We start from the raw sequence: 18,590 nt of genomic DNA, 5'->3' as shown, positions 1-18,590 counted from the left end.
ACACACGCATAACCTGGCGTGGTGACTGTCGCACCACCACGCACTGTCGAAAACCCCGGGACCGGATGGATCCGCCGGCTGGCCGCGGCCTGCTGGCGCCATCCGGTCCTGGTCGTCTCGTCGCTCGCCGCGGCGGTGTTGAGCGTCGGCCTGCAGGCCGCGAGCCCGCTGCTGGTGAAGGTCGCCGTGGACGACGCGGTGGCCTCGCAGACCGGGCGGCTCGGCCTGCTGGTCGCGGGGCTGATCGGCGTGCAGCTGCTCATGTTCGGCACCGCGTTCGTCCGCCGCTACCTGGGCGGGCGGCTCGCGCTGGACGTGCAGCACGACCTGCGCCAGCGGGTGTTCGACTCGGTGTCCCGGCTGGACGGTGGCAAGCAGGACTCGTTGCGCACCGGCCAGGTGGTGTCGCGGGCGATCACCGATCTGCAGCTGGTCGTGTCGCTGTTGTTCGTGGTGCCGTTGTCGGCGGGCTCGGTCGTCTTCGCGGTGTTCTCGGTCGCCGCGATGCTGTGGATGTCGCCCGGCCTGACGGTGATCGCGTTGATCGTGGTGCCCGCGGTCGCGATCGTCGCGGGGATGGCCCGCAAGCGCCTGTTCCCGGCCACCTGGTCGGCGCAGCAGCGGGCGGCGGACCTGGCGCAGCACGTCGAGGAGACCGTCACCGGCGTGCGCGTCGTGAAGGGCTTCGGGCAGGAGGCCAGGGAGGTCGCGCGGCTGGAGAAGACCGCGCGACGGCTGTTCGCGGAGCGGCTGCGCGCGGCTCGGCTGGCCGCGGTGCCCACGGCGACGACGTCCGCGCTGCCCGCGGCGGGGCAGGTGGCGGTGCTGGCCTTCGGCGGCATCCTGGCGCTCAACGGGCAGGTCACGCTCGGGACGTTCCTCGCGTTCGCCAGCTACGTCTCCGGCCTGATCGGACCGGCCCGCATGATGTCGGCGCTGGTGGTGCAGGCCCAGCTGACCCGTGCCGGCGCGGAACGCGTGTACGAGCTGGTGGACGCCCAGCCGGAGGTCACCGACCCGGTCGAGCCGAAGCCGCTGCCGGACGGCCCGCTCGGCATCGAGCTGGACGACGTGCGCTTCGGCTACACGCGCTCGGAACCGGTCCTGGACGGGCTGAGCCTGCGTGCGGAACCCGGCGAGACGCTGGCCCTGGTCGGCACCGCGGGTTCCGGCAAGTCGACGATCTCGTTGCTGCTGCCCCGGTTCTACGACGCGCACTCGGGCAGTGTGCGGCTGGGCGGCTGCGACGTGCGGGACGTGAAGCTGACGGACCTGCGGCAGGCGATCGGCGTGGTGTTCGAGGAGGCGTTCCTGTTCTCCACGTCCATCCGCGACAACATCGCCTACGGCCGCCCGGACGCGAGCGACGAGGAGGTGATCGCCGCGGCGAAGGCGGCCGAGGCGCACGAGTTCATCTCCGAGCTGCCGGACGGCTACGCCACCCAGGTCGGTGAACGCGGCCTGACGCTGTCGGGCGGTCAGCGGCAGCGGCTGGGCCTGGCGCGGGCGCTGCTGACCGATCCGCGGGTGCTGATCCTGGACGACGCGACGTCCGCGGTGGACACGGTCACCGAGGCGGCGATCTACGAGACGCTGCGCTCGGTCACCGCGACGCGCACGACGTTGCTGATCGCGCACCGCAAGTCGACGTTGTCACTGGCCGACCGGATCGCGGTGCTCGACGCCGGCCGGGTGGTGGACGTCGGCACCTACGACGAGCTGGCGGAGCGCTGCGAGCTGTTCCGCGAGCTGATCGCCGGGCCCGGCGAGGGCGTGGAGAACGTGCACAAGCGCGACTGCGTGGCGAGCCCGGAAACCGGGACCACACCCGCGCTGTGGCCGGAGACCGGCGAGCGGGACGCGGTCGACGAGCTGGCCGAGGCGGCGCAGCAGCGGAACGCGCCGGCGCCGATGCCGGGCGGCGGGGGCATGGGCGCGAGCAGCGCGCTCAACGCGCCGCCGACGGCCGAACTGCTGGAGGGCGTGCGCAAACTGCCGCCGGCCAAGGACCGGCCCGCGCTGGATCCGCATTCGGTCACCGCGCCCGATCCGGGGTTCCGCCTGGGTTCCGCGCTGCGGCCGGTGCGTGCGCTGCTGATCACCGCGGTGCTGCTGGTCGGGCTGGACGCGGCGGCGTCGATCGCGTTGCCCGCGCTGTACCAGCAGGGCGTCGACCACGGTGTACGTCCCGGCCTGGCGTGGGTGGTGTGGCTGTGCGCCGGGATCGGCGCGGTGATCATCGCGGTGGACTGGTTCGTGATCGCGGCGCAGACGCGGATCACCGCGCGGGCCGGTGAGACGGTGCTGTACTCGCTGCGGGTGCGCAGCTATGCGCACCTGCAGCGGCTCGGGCTCGACTACTACGAGCGCGAGCTCTCCGGCAAGATCATGACGCGGATGACGACCGACGTGGACGCGTTGTCGACGTTCCTGCAGACCGGTGTCGCGCAGGCGGTGATCAGCGCGCTGACGCTGATCGGGATCACCGGAGCGCTGCTGATCACCGACGTGTCGCTGGCGCTGTACGCGTTGTCCGTGGTGCCGGTGCTGGTGATCGCGACGGTCATCTTCCGGCGCCTGTCCAGTGCGGCGTACACCGAGGCGCGGGAGAAGGTCAGCGCCGTGAACGCCGACATGCAGGAGAACGTGAGCGGTCTGCGGGTCGCGCAGGCGTACAGCCGGGAGGAGCGGTCGGCCGAGGACTTCGCGTCGAGGAGCGACGCGTACCGCCGCTCGCGGCTCCGGGCCCAGCGGTATGTTGCGACGTACTTCCCGTTCGTGACACTGCTTTCCGGGGTCGCCGAGGCGATCGTCTTGATAGCGGGCGCGAACCGGGTCGCGGACGGCACCCTGGCGGTCGGTGTGCTGCTGGCGTTCCTGCTGTACCTGAACCTGTTCTTCTCGCCGATCCAGCAGTTGTCGTCGGTGTTCGACGGGTACCAGCAGGCGAAGGTCGGCCTGCACCGGATCGGTGACCTGCTGCGCACCCCGACGTCGGTGCCGCCGCCCACGGACCCGGTGCCGGTGCCCGAGCGCCTCCGCGGCGAGGTCGCCTTCGACGCGGTCGACTTTTCGTATACCGGCACAGAGTCCCTTGCCCTGACGGATGTTTCGCTGAAGGTGTCGCCGGGCGAGACGGTCGCACTGGTCGGCGCGACCGGCGCCGGTAAGTCCACAGTGGTCAAACTGGCGGCGCGGTTCTACGACGCGACGAGCGGCAAGGTGAGCATCGACGGGGTCGACGTGCGAGACTACGACCTGGCCGGGCTGCACCGGCGGATGGGCGTCGTGCCGCAGGAGGCGCACCTGTTCTCCGGCACCGTGGCCGACAACGTCCGGTACGGCAACCCGTCCGCGTCGGACGCCGAGGTCGAAGCCGCGGTGCGCGCGGTCGGCGCGGTGGACGCGATCGCCGCCCTGCCGCAGGGCTTCCACCAGCCGGTGGGCGAACGGGGCCGATCGTTGTCCGCCGGGCAGCGGCAACTGGTCGCACTGGCCCGCGCGGAACTGGTGGACCCCGACGTGCTGCTACTCGACGAGGCGACGGCCGCACTGGACCCGTCCGCGGAAGCCACGGTCCTCGCCGCAACGGAAACGGTGGCGAGACGCCGCACGACTTTCGTGGTGGCACACCGCCTGGCGACAGCCTCTCGCGCGGACCGGATCGTGGTGCTCGACCACGGACGAATCGTGGAACAGGGCACCCACGAAGAACTACTGGCAGCGAACGGCCACTACGCACACCTGTGGAAAACAGGCGCATAGCGCCAGCGCTCTGAACCCAAGGTAGCTGGGTGGTCATCCCGTCGCCTGACACCGGACGATCACCTTGAGCCAGGGCCGCAACCCGCGCTGGGTCCGGCAGCCGAAAACACAAAGCTTGCGGCCCTGGCTCAAGGTGATATGCACAAACCGGAAGGCGACGGGATGACCACCCAGCGACCACCTCGCCAAGGTGAGACGACAACGGTCCCCTGGTCATCCCGGAGCCTGCCCGTCCGGCGAGGACTATCTTTTGATCTTTAAACCCGCGCCGTCGCGCGGAAATGCGCCTCACAGCGCCGGAAGGTCACCTTCCGACCACCCCCGCCCCCTCTCCCTGATTGTGTTTCAGTCGCCGAGCAGGCGTGTCAAGGCGGGAAAGCGTGCCTTGACACGCCTGGTCGGCGACTAAAGATCGGCTGTGGATCGGGGGCGGGGGAGGTCTGGTGCGTGGTCGGTCTTCTTTCGTTGCCGGGCGGCGGTTTGTTGTTTGGGGCTAGAAAACCTTGCCTGGGTTCAGGATGCCGTGTGGGTCCAAGGCATTCTTGACTGCGCGGTGCATCTCCAGCACCTCGGGGCTCACCTCACGGCGCAAGCCGCCGCGTTTGAGCAATCCGATTCCGTGCTCGCCGGTCACCGTGCCGCCCAGCTCTACCGCGTCGGCGATGATGTCCTCGAATGCGGCCTGCGCCCGTAGCCGAGCCGCGTCGTCTCCGATTGGTGTGATGAGCAGCGGGTGGAGGTTTCCGTCGCCGGCGTGGGCGATGTTCGCGATCAGCGTGTCGTGCCTGGCGGCGGCCTTCTCTATCCGTGCCAGCATTTCCGGCACCAGCGCTCGCGGCACGCACACGTCCTCGGTGAGCACCGGGCCGAGCCGCTCCAGTGCGGGGTACGCCAGGCGCCGTGCGTCGAACAGGGCTTCGGCCTCGTGCTCGTCCGTGGACAGCGCCGCCCAGGTCGCGCCGGCCTCCTCGAAACACCGCAGGATCGTCCGCGCCTCCTCCTCGCCGGCGTGGCCGGGGGTGTCGACGCGGCCCAGGAGCACGACGTTCGCCTCCGTGGACAGGCCCATGTTCTTCCACGCGTCGACCGCCTCCAGGCAGTGCCGGTCGACCAGCTCCAGCGCCGACGGGATCACCCCGGACGCGGACACCGCGCTCACTGCCTCACCCGCGGCGATCACCGAGTCGAAGTACCCGGCGATGGTGCGCTCGGGCTCGCGCCGCGGACGCAGCCGCACCGTCACCTCGGTGATCACGCCGAGCGTGCCCTCGGAGCCGACCATCAGGCCGCACAGGTCGTACCCGGCGACACCCTTCGCGGTGCGACGGCCCAGCCGCACGACCTCGCCGCGCCCGGTGACCACCTCGAGCGCCAGCACGTAGTCCCTGGTCACGCCGTACTTCACGCAGCACAGCCCGCCGGCGTTGGTGGCCACGTTCCCGCCGATCGTCGACCACGGCGAACTCGCCGGGTCCGGCGGGTACCACAGCCCCTGCTCAGCGCAGGCCGCCCGCAGGTCGTCGTTCACCACGCCCGGCTGCACCACCGCGAGCCGCTCGGCGCGGTCGATCTCCAGCACCGAGTCCATCGACTCGAACGAGATCATGATGCAACCGTCGACGGCGTTCGCCCCGCCGGACAGGCCCGTCCCGGCCCCGCGGGGCACCACCGGGATCCGGTGCTCCACCGCGAACCGCACGACGTCGCGCACTTCGGCGGTCGAGCGCGGCCGCACCACCGCGGCGGCCTGCCCGTATTCGGCCCATTCCGCGTGGTCCTGCAGGTAGGACTCGACCACGGCCGGGTCGTCCACCACGCGCTCGGCCGGAACGACCCGCCTCAGGGCGGCCACCAGTGTCGGGGAATCCATCACAACCTCCACCGAGGAGGCTACCGGTGTGACGACGGCCTCCGGGCACGCTGAGCGGCAGGTGAGACGCCCGCTACAGCCTCAGGTCACCGCGGCGACGGCGCGGTCCCTGGCCTGCTCACCGACCTCGGGCACCACGTAGCCGCGCGCCCGGATGTGCGCCACCAGCTCCGGGTCCGGCGGGACACCGTGCTCACGCAGGTAGTGGGTCACCGCACCCGGCCACACCCAGTGGCCGTCGGTCCGGAAGTTCAGCGGCACCGACGGCGGCTCCTCCGGCGCGAACTCGTCCACGGCGTAGCTGCGCGCGGCCAGCACGACCGGCGCGGCCTCCAGGTACGCGAGGACACGCGCCCGCTCCTCCGGCGCGAGCGGCTCCCGGCGCACGATCGGGCGCCCGTCGGAGTCGAGCCCGTCGTACACGCGCGGCGAGCGCACCAGGGTGTCCACTTCGGACCGCGGCTGGGCCCGTTCCCGCAACCACGCGGGCACGAACTCCTCGGCGCGCGGGAAGAACCGGAGCTCATCGGCGAACCCGATCGGCGGCGGCACCTGACGCCACCGCGGCTCGTGGTCGATGACGTAGTCCACCTGCGGCGGGCGGCCCGGGTCGAACACCACCACCGCCGCGAGCCACGTCCCCCGGCCCGGCTGGTACATGCCGGCCCGCAGCCGCCCGAGCAACTGGACCACCGGCGGGGGCGGCGGCACCGGCCGCGCGACCCCGTCCGGCCCGACGACGGCGACATCCACCTCGACGTGCCGCCCGGCGGCGCGGTACTCGGCCCGCATCTGACGCCACCCCGGCTGCACGGCGCCCGCGAGCACCTGCCCGGCCTGGGCGAGGATCTGCCACTGCTGCTGCGGCGTCAGCGGCGCGAACGGCTGGTTCACGGCCGCGAGCCGGACAGCAGACCGGCGGGCAGGTAGTCCGACTCGACGTCGAGGGTGAACCCGACGGCCTGCCCCAGCACCGCGACGGCCAGCGGGGCGAGCGCGACGAACCCTTCGGAGTCGGTGGCCCGGTCCCGCGCCGTCCAGTACTCGCGGTGCAGCTCCAGCGCCTGCACCAGGGCGTCGTTGAAGCGCTCCGCGTCGCGGCGGAGGATGTAGTAGAACATCTTGATCGGCGGGTACACCAGCTGCAGCATCGCGCCCCGCGGCGTGATGCGCGCCGAGTCGGGGTCGGTGCCGTCCATCGCGGGCGTGAACATCGACGGTGGCACCCGCTCGCGGCGCAGGAACGCCTGCAGCGACTCGATCCACGGGTACACGTACGGATCGTGGTCGACGCCGGAGGCGCGGAGCAGGTCCAGCGGCACCGCGCACAACTCCTGGACACGGGCGTCGTCGCGCAGCACCACCGCGTACCACACCGCGGTCAGCCACTTGCCCGCGTTCGCGTGCCTGGCCGGACCGGTCGCCGGGAGCTGGAACCGGTTGTCCCCCAACTGGTATCCGACCGTGCCCTCGCTCGCCCCGGCCATCGCGAACGTCGCCGCGGCCGCCTGCCCGGTGAGGTCGAACGCGCGCCAGGTCGCCGGGTCCGCGGCGCCCGGGTCGAGGACCGTGCGGTTCCGCGCGACCAGCCCGGCCCACCGGAAGACCGTGTCGACCGCGTCGGCCTTCTTCTCGACGTAGCCGAGGAACTGCCCCAGCCTCGGCTCGGCGGCTTCCACCTCACGGCTCGCGGCCTCGCGGTCGACGGGGTGCCGGGGAACGGTCGTCATGAAGTCGCTGTCCTCACGTCGTCTATTCGCCGAATGGCGGTTGGTAATCGTAGCCCAGATAAGGCTTGTATTCGTATCCCAGGTTCACGTGCGGGGAATCGGTTTCGTCGACGAGCGCGCGCACTTCCACGTAATCCAGCCGGTTGTCCAGCTTCGCCAGTTCCAGTTCCGCGGCGAGGTCCCGGTCCGGGATCCGGCTCGCCACGTCGTCGAAGTAGTCCGGGTGCCCCTGCGCCACGACCCGGTTCTCCCCTGGCAGGTACCGGGAACTGGGCTGGCCACCCGGGCCCTTGGCCTCGTGCACGATGTAGTGCGGCGGTTCACCCGGCTGGTAGTGCACCTCCCAGATCTGGTCGAACTTGCCGGACCCGGGTTTGCCGCCGTCGGTCGAGTGGCGCGGGATGATCTCGCCCAACACGTCGCCGGTGTCGGCGTCGACCACCTGGTAGTGCTGGCTGCCCGGCCCGTGGTCCGGGGATTCGCGCAACGTGATCGGCCGGTCCGGGTACGCCTCGCTGAAATCGCGGTGCACGCGGTCGCGGATCGCGTGTTCGGCCGCCCGTTCGCCGAGCGCTTCCGAGGCGTCGTTCTTCTGGTTGTGCGCGTCGGGCCATTCGTCGGCGTCCTCCGGGGTTTCCCGGTAGCGCTCGATCTTTTCCTCGCGGTCGGCGATCTTCTCGTCGATCGCGTCGTAGTCGTCGTCGCGCCAGTCCTGGCTGTGGTCCGGGTAGTCCGGCTGGTCGGGGTTGTCGGGGGTCGCCGGGCTGTCCGGGGTCGCAGGCGTGTCCGGAGTGTCCGGTGTGGACGGATCCGGCGCGCCGGCGAGGTCGTCGGCCTGGCGGGTGGGCGGGTAGACGCGCGAGCGGGCGTCGTCGAACCCGAGCCGTTCCACCGGCGGCCGGTCCGACTTGAAGGCGGGCTTGCCGTCGACGAGATCGAGCGGCGGCGGCGGGTTCCGCGGATCGACCCGGTTCGGGTTGACCACCAGTTCCTCCACGCCGTCCGCGCGAGTCCGCCGGTAGTAGTGCTCCTCGATGTACTTCGGGTCGGCGATGTTCTCGCGCGGGGTGCGGCCGTCCGGGCCGGGGCGGTCGCGCCAGTCGTCCGGCTCGTCGCCGCGGTCGCGGGCGTCGGCCGGGTCCACGTCCTGCTTGTCGGCGTCCCGGGTGCCCGGGGTGAAGCCGTCGTCGCCGGCGCGGGAGGTCGTGCCGTCCGGCCGGTGGACCTCCCACTCCCCGGTCGGCGGGATCTTCGGGCGGCGGGTGCCGTCCGGGCCGATCTCGTAGTCCGAGGAGTAGACCCGGCCCTGCGAGTCGCTCCAGCCCGGCCTGGTCGGGGCCAGCACCTCGGTGTCCAGCTCGCGGGACAGCCGGTTCGCGAAGCCGTTGGTGCTGCTGTCGCAGCCGAGCAGGCGGATGGGGCCGCCGTCGTAGCCCGGGTTGCGCCGCAGGATGTCGGCGAACTCCTCCGGGGTGTAGTGGCGGTCGCCGATGCGGGCGCGCCCGTCCGGGGTCACGTGCACGTCGACCGTGTGCCTGCCGTCCGGGTCGGGGCGGACGCGCTGGGGCAGGTCGCCCATCTCCGGGTCGCCCGCGTGGTAGGAGGTGCCGGCCGGGGTCGGCTCGGCATGGCGCTGGTTGACCTCGTCCGGGGTCAGCGGGTCCTGGTCGTGGGCGGTGTCCGGGCTGTCCTGTTCGGGACCGTCCTGGCGCGGGCCGTCGTGGCTGGGGGCGTCCGGATCGGCGGGGTGCGTGTGCGGGGTGCGGCCGGGCGCGTCGCCGCGGGCGGCGACCTCGGGCGTGCGGGTGCCCGGGGTGCCGGTCCAGGTGCCGCCCGGGCGCGCGGACGGCGAGGCCAGTGTGCCGGGCGCGTTCGGCGAGGCGGGTGCGGCGGGTGCGGCGCCCGGGCTCTGCGGGCTGGACGGCGCGTCCGCTTGGCGCGGCGAGGGCACCGGCCCCGGCTCGGCCGGCGCTCGCGGGGTGGCCGGGGGCGCGACGGAACTCGCGGAGGTCTGCCCGGAGCTGTGCGGAGCGCTCGACCCGGAGGGACCGTCGGCGGACGGCCTGCCCGCCGGCGCGTCCGGGGAGTGCGGCCCGCTGGGCGCGTCCGGCGCGCCGGGCGAGCGCGGGCCGCCAGGCGCGTCCGGCCCGTCAGCCGAGTGCCGTGTGCTGGGCGAGTGCGGCCCACCGGGCGCATCTGGCGCGTCAGGCGAGTGCCGCCCGCCGGGCGAGCCCGAAGCGTCGGGCAATCGTGCTGCGTCCGGCGAGTGCGGCCCACCGGGCGAGTGCGGCGCGTCCGGCGACCCCGGCGCGTCCGGCGAGTGCGCGGGTGTCCGGGCCGGGCCCCCGCTCTCCGGTGACCGGGCAGGCGCGTCGGGCGCCGGCGAGGGCGTGTCCGGGGCGTCGTCGGTGTTCCGCAGCGGCGAACGCGGACCGGGCCCGTCCGGCGAGGACGGCGCATCCGGCGACGACGGCGCGTCCGCACTACGGGCGGCGGTGCTCGGCGACCGGGGGCCGTCCAGGTTCGGCAGGTCGACGTTGCGGGCGCCGGCGGACGGGGCGGACGGGGCCGAGCCGTCCGCGCGCCCGAACCTGCGGCCGATCTTGGTCAGCTGCTGGATGATCTCGTCCAGCTTGCCGATGATCCGGCTGATCCGCGGCGACACGTTGCCGATGGTCTTGACCAGCTTGCGGATGAAGTCCGAAATCCGCGTCACCGCCGACGAGATCGCCGCCGTGGCCTGCGCGGCGATCAGCGGCGTGGCGAAACCCAGGGTGCAGGCCGCCTCCAGCGCCCAGGTGATCAGCTTGCCGACCAGCTCGGCCACGATGTCGCGCACCATTTCGCGCACGAACCCGACGACCATCCCCATGATCATCACGCCGGTGGAGATGCCGTCGGCCAGCGACGCCGCCCCCGCGATCGCCTCGGCCTGCTCCGCGCCCGACTGGCGGTAGGTGTCCGCGCCCTGGCCGGTCCAGCCCGCCGTGCCGCCGTCGACCTCGTTCTTGAGGTCACCGGCGACCGCGCCGACCTCCTTGGCCACGTTCGCCCAGGTGTCGGCGAACGACTGGATCACCGGCGGGTCCCCGGCCAGCCAGTCCAGCGCCTCCTTCAGCGGCCGCACGTGCTCGATCAGCCACGCGACCCCGTACTGCGCCAGCGTGCCCAGTGGGTCGATGACCATGGACAGCACCTCGAGACCGGTGCCGAGCGCGCCCAGCCCGCCCTCGACCCACGAGCCGTCCTTGATGCCGTTGGACAGGTCCTGCGCGGATTCGAGGATCCCGATGCCGGTGACCGCGGTCGTCTGCGACTGGGCCTGCGCGACGAGCGGGTTGCTCATGTCAGGGGCTCACCCAGCTGCTTGACCGTCTGCCGGGTGGTGTCGTCCTGTCCGTCGTAGTTGGTGACCGTCGTGCGGACGTTGCCCGCGGTGCCGCTGACCGACTCCGTCGCCACCTCCAGCGCGCGGACGCCCATCTGTTCGAACGGGTCGAGCATCATCGCGAACGGCTGGCAGATCACCCCGAACGCGCTGTTGTCCATGCTCACCTGGCGGGCCGCCTCGACAGCGGTCTGCAAGCGTTCCGCCAGCCCGTCGACCTTGCCCGCGTGCGTGCCGAGCTCGTCGGTGAGCACCTCGTAGCCGTTGGCGGCGCCGCGGGCGGCGGAACCGCCCGCCCTGGTGCCCGCGCCCCGCGCGAAGCTGCTGGTCATCGCTCCCCCTAGTCGCGTCGCAGGAAGGACTGGTCGCCGAAGTCGTCGTCGTCATCGCGCCGGGGCGGCGCCGGGCGGCGCGGCGGACGCGGCGGCTCGTCGTCGGCCTCGTTCTCGATCCGCAGCTGGCGGCCCGGTGCGGGCGGCTCGGGGTCCTCGGGCGGGGCCTCCGGGAAGTTCTCGGCCGCGGTCCGCACGATGTGCTGCGCCGCGCTGTCCGACTCGCCCACCGTCCCGGCCACGATCTCCTGGATGACCTGCGGGTACTTCGACTGGGCCTTCTGCATCGCCTTGAGCACGTTCGCCGCGATCTCGTCCGGGCTCATGCCGCGGACGGCGTCGGTCATGCGCACGTCGGTGGGGATGCCGTTGTTGCCGACGGTCACGCTGACCGCCCCGTTCGCCACCGATTCGGTGATCGAGATCTGCTCGACCTCGTGCTGCATCGCCTGGAAGCGCTGCGACCGCTCGACCGCGTTGCGCTCCCAGTCCCCGACCATGCGCTCGATGTCCGACAGGTCCGCCACCGAAACCCCCTTCCGCTCTTCCTGCAGACGGCCCGGCGACCGTACCGGTTCCACACCGGCCCCGTACTCGGTATCGGCAGGTCCCATACTCGTCCGGATGGACGCTGGACCGATCAAGTGAGGAATCCCAAACCCGAGTCCCGGGACTTGGGCCACTTCGGTCACAACGGCGAACGCGAGGGGGTTAGCCTGGTAGGCGCATCAAGCGGACAACAAGATCGAGATATGGATAGAGGCGAGTCCCTGCCGTGTCCAGCAGCAGCCCTGCGTCACAGTTCGGCCCCAACGAATGGCTCGTCGAGGAGATGTACGACCAGTTCCTCGCCGACCCCTCTTCAGTAGACGCCGCATGGCACGAGTTCTTCTCGGACTTCAAGCCGACGCAGACCACGGAGTCGAAGCCGGACGCCGCACCCGCGCCCGTCCGTGAGCAGCCCGCCAAGCCGGGCAACGGCCAGGTCAACCAGGCTGCGACGGCCCCGGCCGCGCCCGCCCAGCCGAAGCCCGCCGCCAAGCCGGCCGCACAGCCCGCCAAGCCGGCCGCCGCCAAGCCCGCTGCCGCGAAGCCGGCCGCCGCGGCGACGAAGCCGGCCGCCGCCGAGCCGGAGAGCAAGCAGCTGCGGGGCGCCGCGGCCGCGATCGCCAAGAACATGGACGCCTCGCTGGCCGTGCCGACCGCCACCAGCGTGCGCGCGGTCCCGGCCAAGCTGATGGCCGACAACCGCATCGTCATCAACAACCACCTCAAGCGAACCCGCGGCGGGAAGATCTCGTTCACGCACCTCATCGGCTACGCCATGGTGCGGGCGCTGCAGGACTTCCCGAACATGAACCGGCACTACGCCCTGGTCGACGGCAAGCCGCACGCCGTCACGCCGGAGCACGTGAACCTCGGCCTCGCCATCGACATGAAGGGCAAGGACGGCGGCCGCACGCTGGTCGTCGCCTCGATCAAGAACTGCGAGAACATGACGTTCCGCCAGTTCTGGCAGGCCTACGAGGACATCGTCAAGAAGGCCCGCAACAACAAGCTGACCGCGGACGACTTCGCGGGCACCACCATCTCGCTGACCAACCCGGGCGGCATCGGCACCAACCACTCGGTGCCGCGGCTGCAGGCCGGGCAGGGCGCGATCATCGGCGTCGGCGCCATGCAGTACCCGGCGCACTTCGAGGGCACCAGCGAGGAGACCCTCGTCAAGCTGGGCATCAGCAAGATCATGACGCTGACCTCGACCTACGACCACCGCATCATCCAGGGTGCCGAGTCGGGCGAGTACCTCAAGCGCATCCACGAGCTGCTGCTCGGCGAGGACGGCTTCTACGACGACATCTTCACGTCGCTGCGGCTGCCCTACGAGCCGGTCCGCTGGGTCTCCGACATCCCCGAGGGCGAGATCGACAAGACCGCCCGGGTGCTGGAGCTGATCGACGCCTACCGGATGCGCGGCCACCTGATGGCCGACACCGACCCGCTGAACTACCGCCAGCGCCGCCACGAGGATCTGGACGTCCTCTCGCACGGACTGACGCTGTGGGACCTGGACCGCGAGTTCGCGGTCGGCGGGTTCGCCGGCCAGCAGAAGATGAAGCTGCGCGACGTGCTGGGCGTGCTGCGCGACTCCTACTGCCGGACTGTCGGCGTCGAGTACACCCACATCCTGGACCCGGAGGAGCGCCGCTGGATCCAGGACCGGGTGGAGGTCCCGCACGCCAAGCCGGACCCCAACGTCCAGAAGTACATCCTGTCGAAGCTGAACGCGGCCGAGGCGTTCGAGACGTTCCTGCAGACGAAGTACGTCGGCCAGAAGCGGTTCTCGCTGGAGGGCGGCGAGACCGTCATCCCGATGCTGGACACCGTCCTGGACAAGGCCGCCGAGCACGAGCTCGACGAGGTCGTCATCGGCATGCCGCACCGCGGCCGCCTGAACGTGCTGGCCAACATCGTCGGCAAGCCGATCTCGCAGATCTTCCAGGAGTTCGAGGGCAACCTCGACCCGGGCCAGGCGCACGGCTCCGGCGACGTGAAGTACCACCTGGGCGCGGAGGGCAAGTACTTCCGCATGTTCGGCGACGGCGAGACCCGGGTGTCGCTGACCGCGAACCCGTCGCACCTGGAGACCGTCGACCCGGTGCTCGAAGGCATCGTCCGCGCGAAGCAGGACATCCTCGACAAGGGCGACAGCGACACCGGCGGCTTCTCGGTGCTGCCCGTGCTGCTGCACGGTGACGCGGCGTTCGCGGGCCAGGGTGTCGTGGCGGAGACGCTGAACCTGGCGCTGCTGCGCGGCTACCGCACCGGCGGCACCGTGCACATCATCATCAACAACCAGGTCGGCTTCACCACCGCGCCGGAGCACTCGCGGTCCTCGCAGTACGCGACCGACGTGGCGAAGATGATCGGCGCCCCGATCTTCCACGTGAACGGTGACGACCCGGAGGCGGCGCACTGGGTGGCCAAGCTGGCCGTCGACTACCGCCAGGCGTTCAACAAGGACGTCGTCATCGACATGATCTGCTACCGCCGCCGCGGCCACAACGAGGGCGACGACCCATCGATGACGCAGCCCGCGATGTACGACATCATCGACACGAAGCGCTCGGTGCGGAAGACCTACACCGAGTCGCTGATCGGCCGCGGTGACATCTCCGTCGAGGAGGCCGAGGCCGCGCTGCGGGACTTCTCGAGCCAGCTGGAGCACGTCTTCAACGAGGTCCGCGAGCTGGAGAAGCACCCGATCGCGCCGAGCCCCTCCGTCGAGGAGGAGCAGCAGGTGCCCGCGAAGGTGCCGACCGCGGTGCCCGCCGAGGTCATCGAGCGGATCGGCGACGCGTTCGTCAACGTCCCCGAGGGCTTCACCCCGCACCCGCGCGTCAAGCCGGTCATGGAGCGGCGGTACAAGATGTCCCGCGAGGGCGGCATCGACTGGGCGTTCGGCGAGCTGCTGGCGTTCGGTTCGCTGGCGATCGAGGGTCGTCTGGTGCGGCTGTCCGGCCAGGACTCCCGCCGCGGCACGTTCACCCAGCGCCATTCGGTGCTGATCGACCGCAAGACCGGCCGGGAGTACGCGCCGCTGCAGAACCTGGCCGAGGACCAGGGCCGCGTGATGATCTACGACTCGGCCTTGTCCGAGTACGCGGCGGTCGGTTTCGAGTACGGCTACTCGGTGGCCAACAGCGACGCGCTCGTGCTGTGGGAAGCCCAGTTCGGCGACTTCGTCAACGGCGCCCAGACGGTCATCGACGAGTACATCTCGTCCGGTGAGGCGAAGTGGGGCCAGCGGTCGGACGTCGTGCTGCTGCTGCCGCACGGCCACGAGGGCCAGGGCCCGGACCACACGTCGGGCCGCATCGAGCGGTTCCTGTCGCTGTGCGCCGAGGGCTCGATGACCGTGGCGGTCCCGTCCACCCCGGCGAACTACTTCCACCTGCTGCGGCGCCACGCGCTGGACGGCATCCAGCGCCCGCTGATCGTCTTCACGCCGAAGTCGATGCTGCGCAACAAGGCGGCGACGTCGGGCCTGGAGGACTTCACCGGCGACTCGAAGTTCATGTCGGTCATCGACGACGCCGAGGTGGAGCCCGGCAAGGTCCGGAAGGTGCTGCTGACCTCCGGCAAGCTCTACTGGGAGCTGGTGGCCGAGCGGGCCAAGCGCGAGGCCGACGATGTGGCCATCGTGCGGATCGAGCAGTACTACCCGCTGCCGAAGAAGAAGCTGCTGGCGGCGCTGGAGCGCTACACCGGCGCCGAGGTCGTGTGGGTCCAGGAGGAGCCCGAGAACCAGGGCGCGTGGCCGTTCTTCGGCCTCCACCTGCCGCGCATGTTCCCCGACGTGCTCGGCAAGCTGGACGTCGTCTCGCGGCGCCCGATGGCCGCCCCGTCGGCCGGCTCGTCGAAGGTGCACGAGGTGGAGCAGAAGGCACTGATCGCCAAGGCCTTCAGCTGATCTAGCAAGAAAAGAAGGCGCCCTCCCCCAAAACCCAGGGGAGGGCGCCTTTTCTTTGCACCAACCGCCGCCCGGCAACGAAACAGCACCGACCATTCCAACCAGACCTCCCCCGCCCCCGATCCACAGCCGATCTTTAGTCGCCGACCAGGCTTGTCAAGGCACGCTTTCCCGCCTTGACAAGCCTGCTCGGCGACTGAAACACAATCAGGCATCGGGGGCGGGGGTGGTCGGAAGGTGACCATTCGAGCGCCGTGAGGCGCATTTCCGCGCGACAGCGCGGCTTTAAAGATCAAAAGATAGTCCTCGCCGGACGGGCAGGCTCCGGGATGACCAGGGGACCGTTGTCGTCTCACCTTGCCGAGGTGGTCGCCGGGTGGTCATCCCGTCGCCTTCCGGCTTGTGCATATCACCTTGAGCCAGGGCCGCAAGGTTGGCATGTTTGGCCGCCGGTTGGCGGCCTAGGTTGCGGCCCCGGCTCAAGGTGATCGTTGCGTGTCAGGCGACGGGATGACCACCCAGCTACCTTGGGTTCAAGGCCCTGGCGCTATGCGCCTGTGTAGAGCAGGACGTTGGGGCTGTTTGTTCCGGCGCTGGTCACCTTCCCTGTCGTGGCTGCTGCCACCAGTGCGTCTCGCACCTGCTGGGGCGTCGCGGAGGTGTGGGTTGCCAGGTAAAGCGCTGCGGCTCCGGCGACGTGGGGCGTCGCCATCGAGGTGCCGCTGATGGTGTTCGTCGCGCTCGTGCTGCCGATCCAGTCCGACTTGATGCTGCTGCCGGGCGCGAAGATGTCCAGGCAGCTGCCGTAGTTCGAGTAGCTCGCCCGTGCGTCCGTGCTCGTCGTGGCTCCGACGGTGATCGCCGCCGGGACGCGGGATGGGGACGAGCTGCAGGCGTTCGTGTTGCTGTTGCCCGCCGCGACCGCGTACGTCACGCCCGCCGCGATCGAGGCCTTCACCGCGTTGTCCACGGCTGTCGACACGCCACCGCCGAGGCTCATGTTCGCCACCGCCGGCTTCACCGCGTTCTGGGTGACCCACTCGATGCCGGCGATCACCTGGTCGTAGGTGCCCGAACCCTCGCAGTCGAGCACCCGCACGGCGGTCAACTGCACCCCCTTCGCCAGACCGTACGCCGAACCACCGACAGTTCCGGCGACGTGCGTGCCGTGGCCGTTGCAGTCGCTGGCGTTCGAGTCGCCGTCGACGAAGTCGTAGCCGGACGTCGCGCGGCCGCCGAAGTCGCTGTGGCTCAGGTTGATGCCGGTGTCGATGATGTAGGCGTGCACGTTCGACGCGGTGGTCGAGTAGTTGTACGCCTGGTTCAGCGGCAAATTGCGCTGGTCGACGCGGTCCAGGCCCCACGACGGCGGATTCGCCTGCGTGGCGGTGATCGTGACGCGCCGGTTCTGCTCCACGAACGCCACCGACGGATCGGCCGCGACCCGCTTCGCCTGCGACTCGCTCATCGACGCCGAATAGCCGTGCAGCGCACGCGAGAACGTCTGCCGCACGTTGCCGCCGAGTTTGCCGGTCACCTCGCTGACCAGCGAAGACACCGGCGACGACGATTCCTTGAACACCACGATGTAGCTGCCGGAGATCGCGCCGGGCGCATCCGCGCCGACGATCGACCCCTCCTGGGCGGAAGCCGGGGCGGTGAACCCGACGGTCGCGACCGCCGCGGCCGCGAGCGCCACACCGGCTGATCTGGCCTTGCTGAGCAGGGACTTGGACATGAGTCCTCCTTGGCAGGGCCGGCGCGATGAGCTGGGGAATCGCTCACCGCGCCGCAAGGGGTGAGACTTTTTCACGGTAGGACCGCGTCACCGCCCCACGGAAGGACTGGCACCCGGGTGGCTCCCGGCGAAAGTAGGGCGGACCAGCCGCCCGGTCTGGATCAGTCCGCTGCCGTGACGCCCTCGATCACGTCCAGCACCTGCCGCGCCGTCACCGCCCCCACGGCCTTGCCCGTCTCGTCCACCACGACCCCCAGCCCGGCCGGCGACGACAACGCCGCGTCCAGCGCGCCCCGCACCGACGTGCCGCGCCGGTAGAGCGAACCACCGGCGACCAGGTCCGACTCGGCCAGCCCGCCGTCCACACTGGACCCGGGAGCCAGCCAGCCACGCGGCTGCCCGGAATCGTTCACCGCGAGCAGCCACTCCTCCGTCGGACCGGAAACGTTGTCGCCCAACGGAACCGTCGCCACCGAGCGTACTTCCACACCAGCGGAGTCCACAAACGACAGTCCACGGTAACCGCGGTCGCGGCCCACGAAGGACGCCACGAAGTCGTCCACCGGGTGCCGCAGCACGTCGGCCGGCGTGCCGTACTGCGCCAGCCGACCGCCGACGCGCATCACGGCCACCTTGTCGCCAAGCCGCACGGCCTCGTCGATGTCGTGGGTGACGAACACGATCGTCTTGCCCAGCTGCGACTGCAGCCGCAGCAACTCGTCCTGCAGGCCCTCCCGCACGATCGGGTCGACGGCCGAGAACGGCTCGTCCATCAGCAGCACCGGCGCGTCCGCCGCCAGTGCCCTGGCGACCCCGACCCGCTGACGCTGACCACCGGACAGCTGCGCCGGATAACGCTTCCCCAGCTCCGCGGGCAGACCGACGATGTCCAGCAGCTCGGCCGCGCGGTCGCGCGCCTTCCGCTTGCCCCACCCGGACAACACGGGCACGGTGGCGACGTTGTCCAGCACCGTCCGGTGCGGGAACAGCCCGGCGTTCTGGATCACGTACCCGATGCCGCGCCGCAGCACCGGCGGGTCCTGCTCGCGGATGTCCTTGCCGTCGAGCAGCACCCGTCCCGAGGTCGGCTCGACCATGCGGTTGATCATCCGCAGCGACGTCGTCTTCCCGCAGCCCGACGGCCCGACGAACACCGTGATGGTGCCGTCCTCGACCGTCAGGCTCAGATCGTCGACGGCGAGCGTGCCGTCCGGGTAGCGCTTGGTCACGCCGTCGAACTCGATCAACACGCCCTCCCAGCGAAAGCCTTCCCGGAGACGCGCCCAGCGCCTC

General features: G+C 70.9%; 9 protein-coding genes and 1 pseudogene. 2 read left to right on the top strand and 8 right to left on the bottom strand.

All coding sequences use genetic code 11. From position 1 onward, the window contains the following. Positions 1-18 precede the first annotated feature (18 nt). Complete coding sequence (locus AMYTH_RS0135415) at positions 19-3,765, top strand: ABC transporter ATP-binding protein (RefSeq protein ID WP_037322934.1); 3,747 nt, start codon at positions 19-21, stop codon at positions 3,763-3,765. Between the two features lie 493 nt (positions 3,766-4,258). On the opposite strand, the gene AMYTH_RS0135410 is transcribed toward AMYTH_RS0135415, so the two are convergent. The 6 genes from AMYTH_RS0135410 to AMYTH_RS0135385 form a co-directional block, all read right to left on the bottom strand. Then, entirely contained in the window at positions 4,259-5,635 is a 1,377-nt protein-coding gene (locus AMYTH_RS0135410) for an FAD-binding oxidoreductase (protein ID WP_027934186.1), read from the bottom strand. A gap of 81 nt (positions 5,636-5,716) precedes the next feature. Next, positions 5,717-6,529 (bottom strand): hypothetical protein, encoded by an 813-nt coding sequence (locus AMYTH_RS0135405; protein ID WP_027934185.1) that lies wholly within the window; start codon positions 6,527-6,529, stop codon positions 5,717-5,719. Then, the gene (locus AMYTH_RS0135400; RefSeq protein WP_027934184.1) at positions 6,526-7,365 is read right to left on the bottom strand and encodes an immunity 49 family protein; all 840 of its coding nucleotides are present in this window, start codon (positions 7,363-7,365) and stop codon (positions 6,526-6,528) included. Before AMYTH_RS0135400 ends, AMYTH_RS0135405 begins: the two co-directional genes overlap by 4 nt. A 22-nt stretch (positions 7,366-7,387) precedes the next feature. After that, the gene (locus AMYTH_RS50630) at positions 7,388-10,711 is read right to left on the bottom strand and encodes a hypothetical protein (protein WP_051362912.1); all 3,324 of its coding nucleotides are present in this window, start codon (positions 10,709-10,711) and stop codon (positions 7,388-7,390) included. Further along, positions 10,708-11,085, bottom strand: coding sequence for a type VII secretion target (locus tag AMYTH_RS0135390; RefSeq protein WP_027934183.1), 378 nt, complete (start codon positions 11,083-11,085; stop codon positions 10,708-10,710). The genes AMYTH_RS50630 and AMYTH_RS0135390 overlap by 4 nt, the downstream gene beginning before the upstream one ends. Before the next feature lie 8 nt (positions 11,086-11,093). After that, positions 11,094-11,612: a YbaB/EbfC family nucleoid-associated protein gene (locus tag AMYTH_RS0135385; protein ID WP_027934182.1), complete on the bottom strand. Its 519-nt coding sequence runs from the start codon at positions 11,610-11,612 to the stop codon at positions 11,094-11,096. Positions 11,613-11,860: 248 nt separating this feature from the next. Between AMYTH_RS0135385 and AMYTH_RS0135380 the strand changes: the two genes are divergently transcribed. After that, a complete protein-coding gene (locus AMYTH_RS0135380; protein WP_027934181.1) occupies positions 11,861-15,559 on the top strand; it encodes a multifunctional oxoglutarate decarboxylase/oxoglutarate dehydrogenase thiamine pyrophosphate-binding subunit/dihydrolipoyllysine-residue succinyltransferase subunit in 3,699 nt (1,232 codons plus the stop codon). Positions 15,560-16,109: 550 nt separating this feature from the next. On the opposite strand, the pseudogene AMYTH_RS0135375 reads toward AMYTH_RS0135380, so the two are convergent. Both AMYTH_RS0135375 and AMYTH_RS0135370 read right to left on the bottom strand, forming a co-directional pair. Then, positions 16,110-17,297, bottom strand: a pseudogene (locus tag AMYTH_RS0135375) (S8 family peptidase); the annotation flags it as partial. Positions 17,298-17,458: 161 nt separating this feature from the next. Continuing rightward, positions 17,459-18,547, bottom strand: a complete 1,089-nt coding sequence (locus AMYTH_RS0135370) for an ABC transporter ATP-binding protein (protein WP_027934179.1) — start codon at positions 18,545-18,547, stop codon at positions 17,459-17,461. Between the last annotated feature and the right edge of the window lie 43 nt (positions 18,548-18,590).

It is taken from the genome of Amycolatopsis thermoflava N1165 (assembly GCF_000473265.1).
Classification (GTDB): Bacteria; Actinomycetota; Actinomycetes; order Mycobacteriales; family Pseudonocardiaceae; genus Amycolatopsis_E; species Amycolatopsis_E thermoflava.
This window is presented reverse-complemented; position numbering and strand designations above follow the sequence as displayed.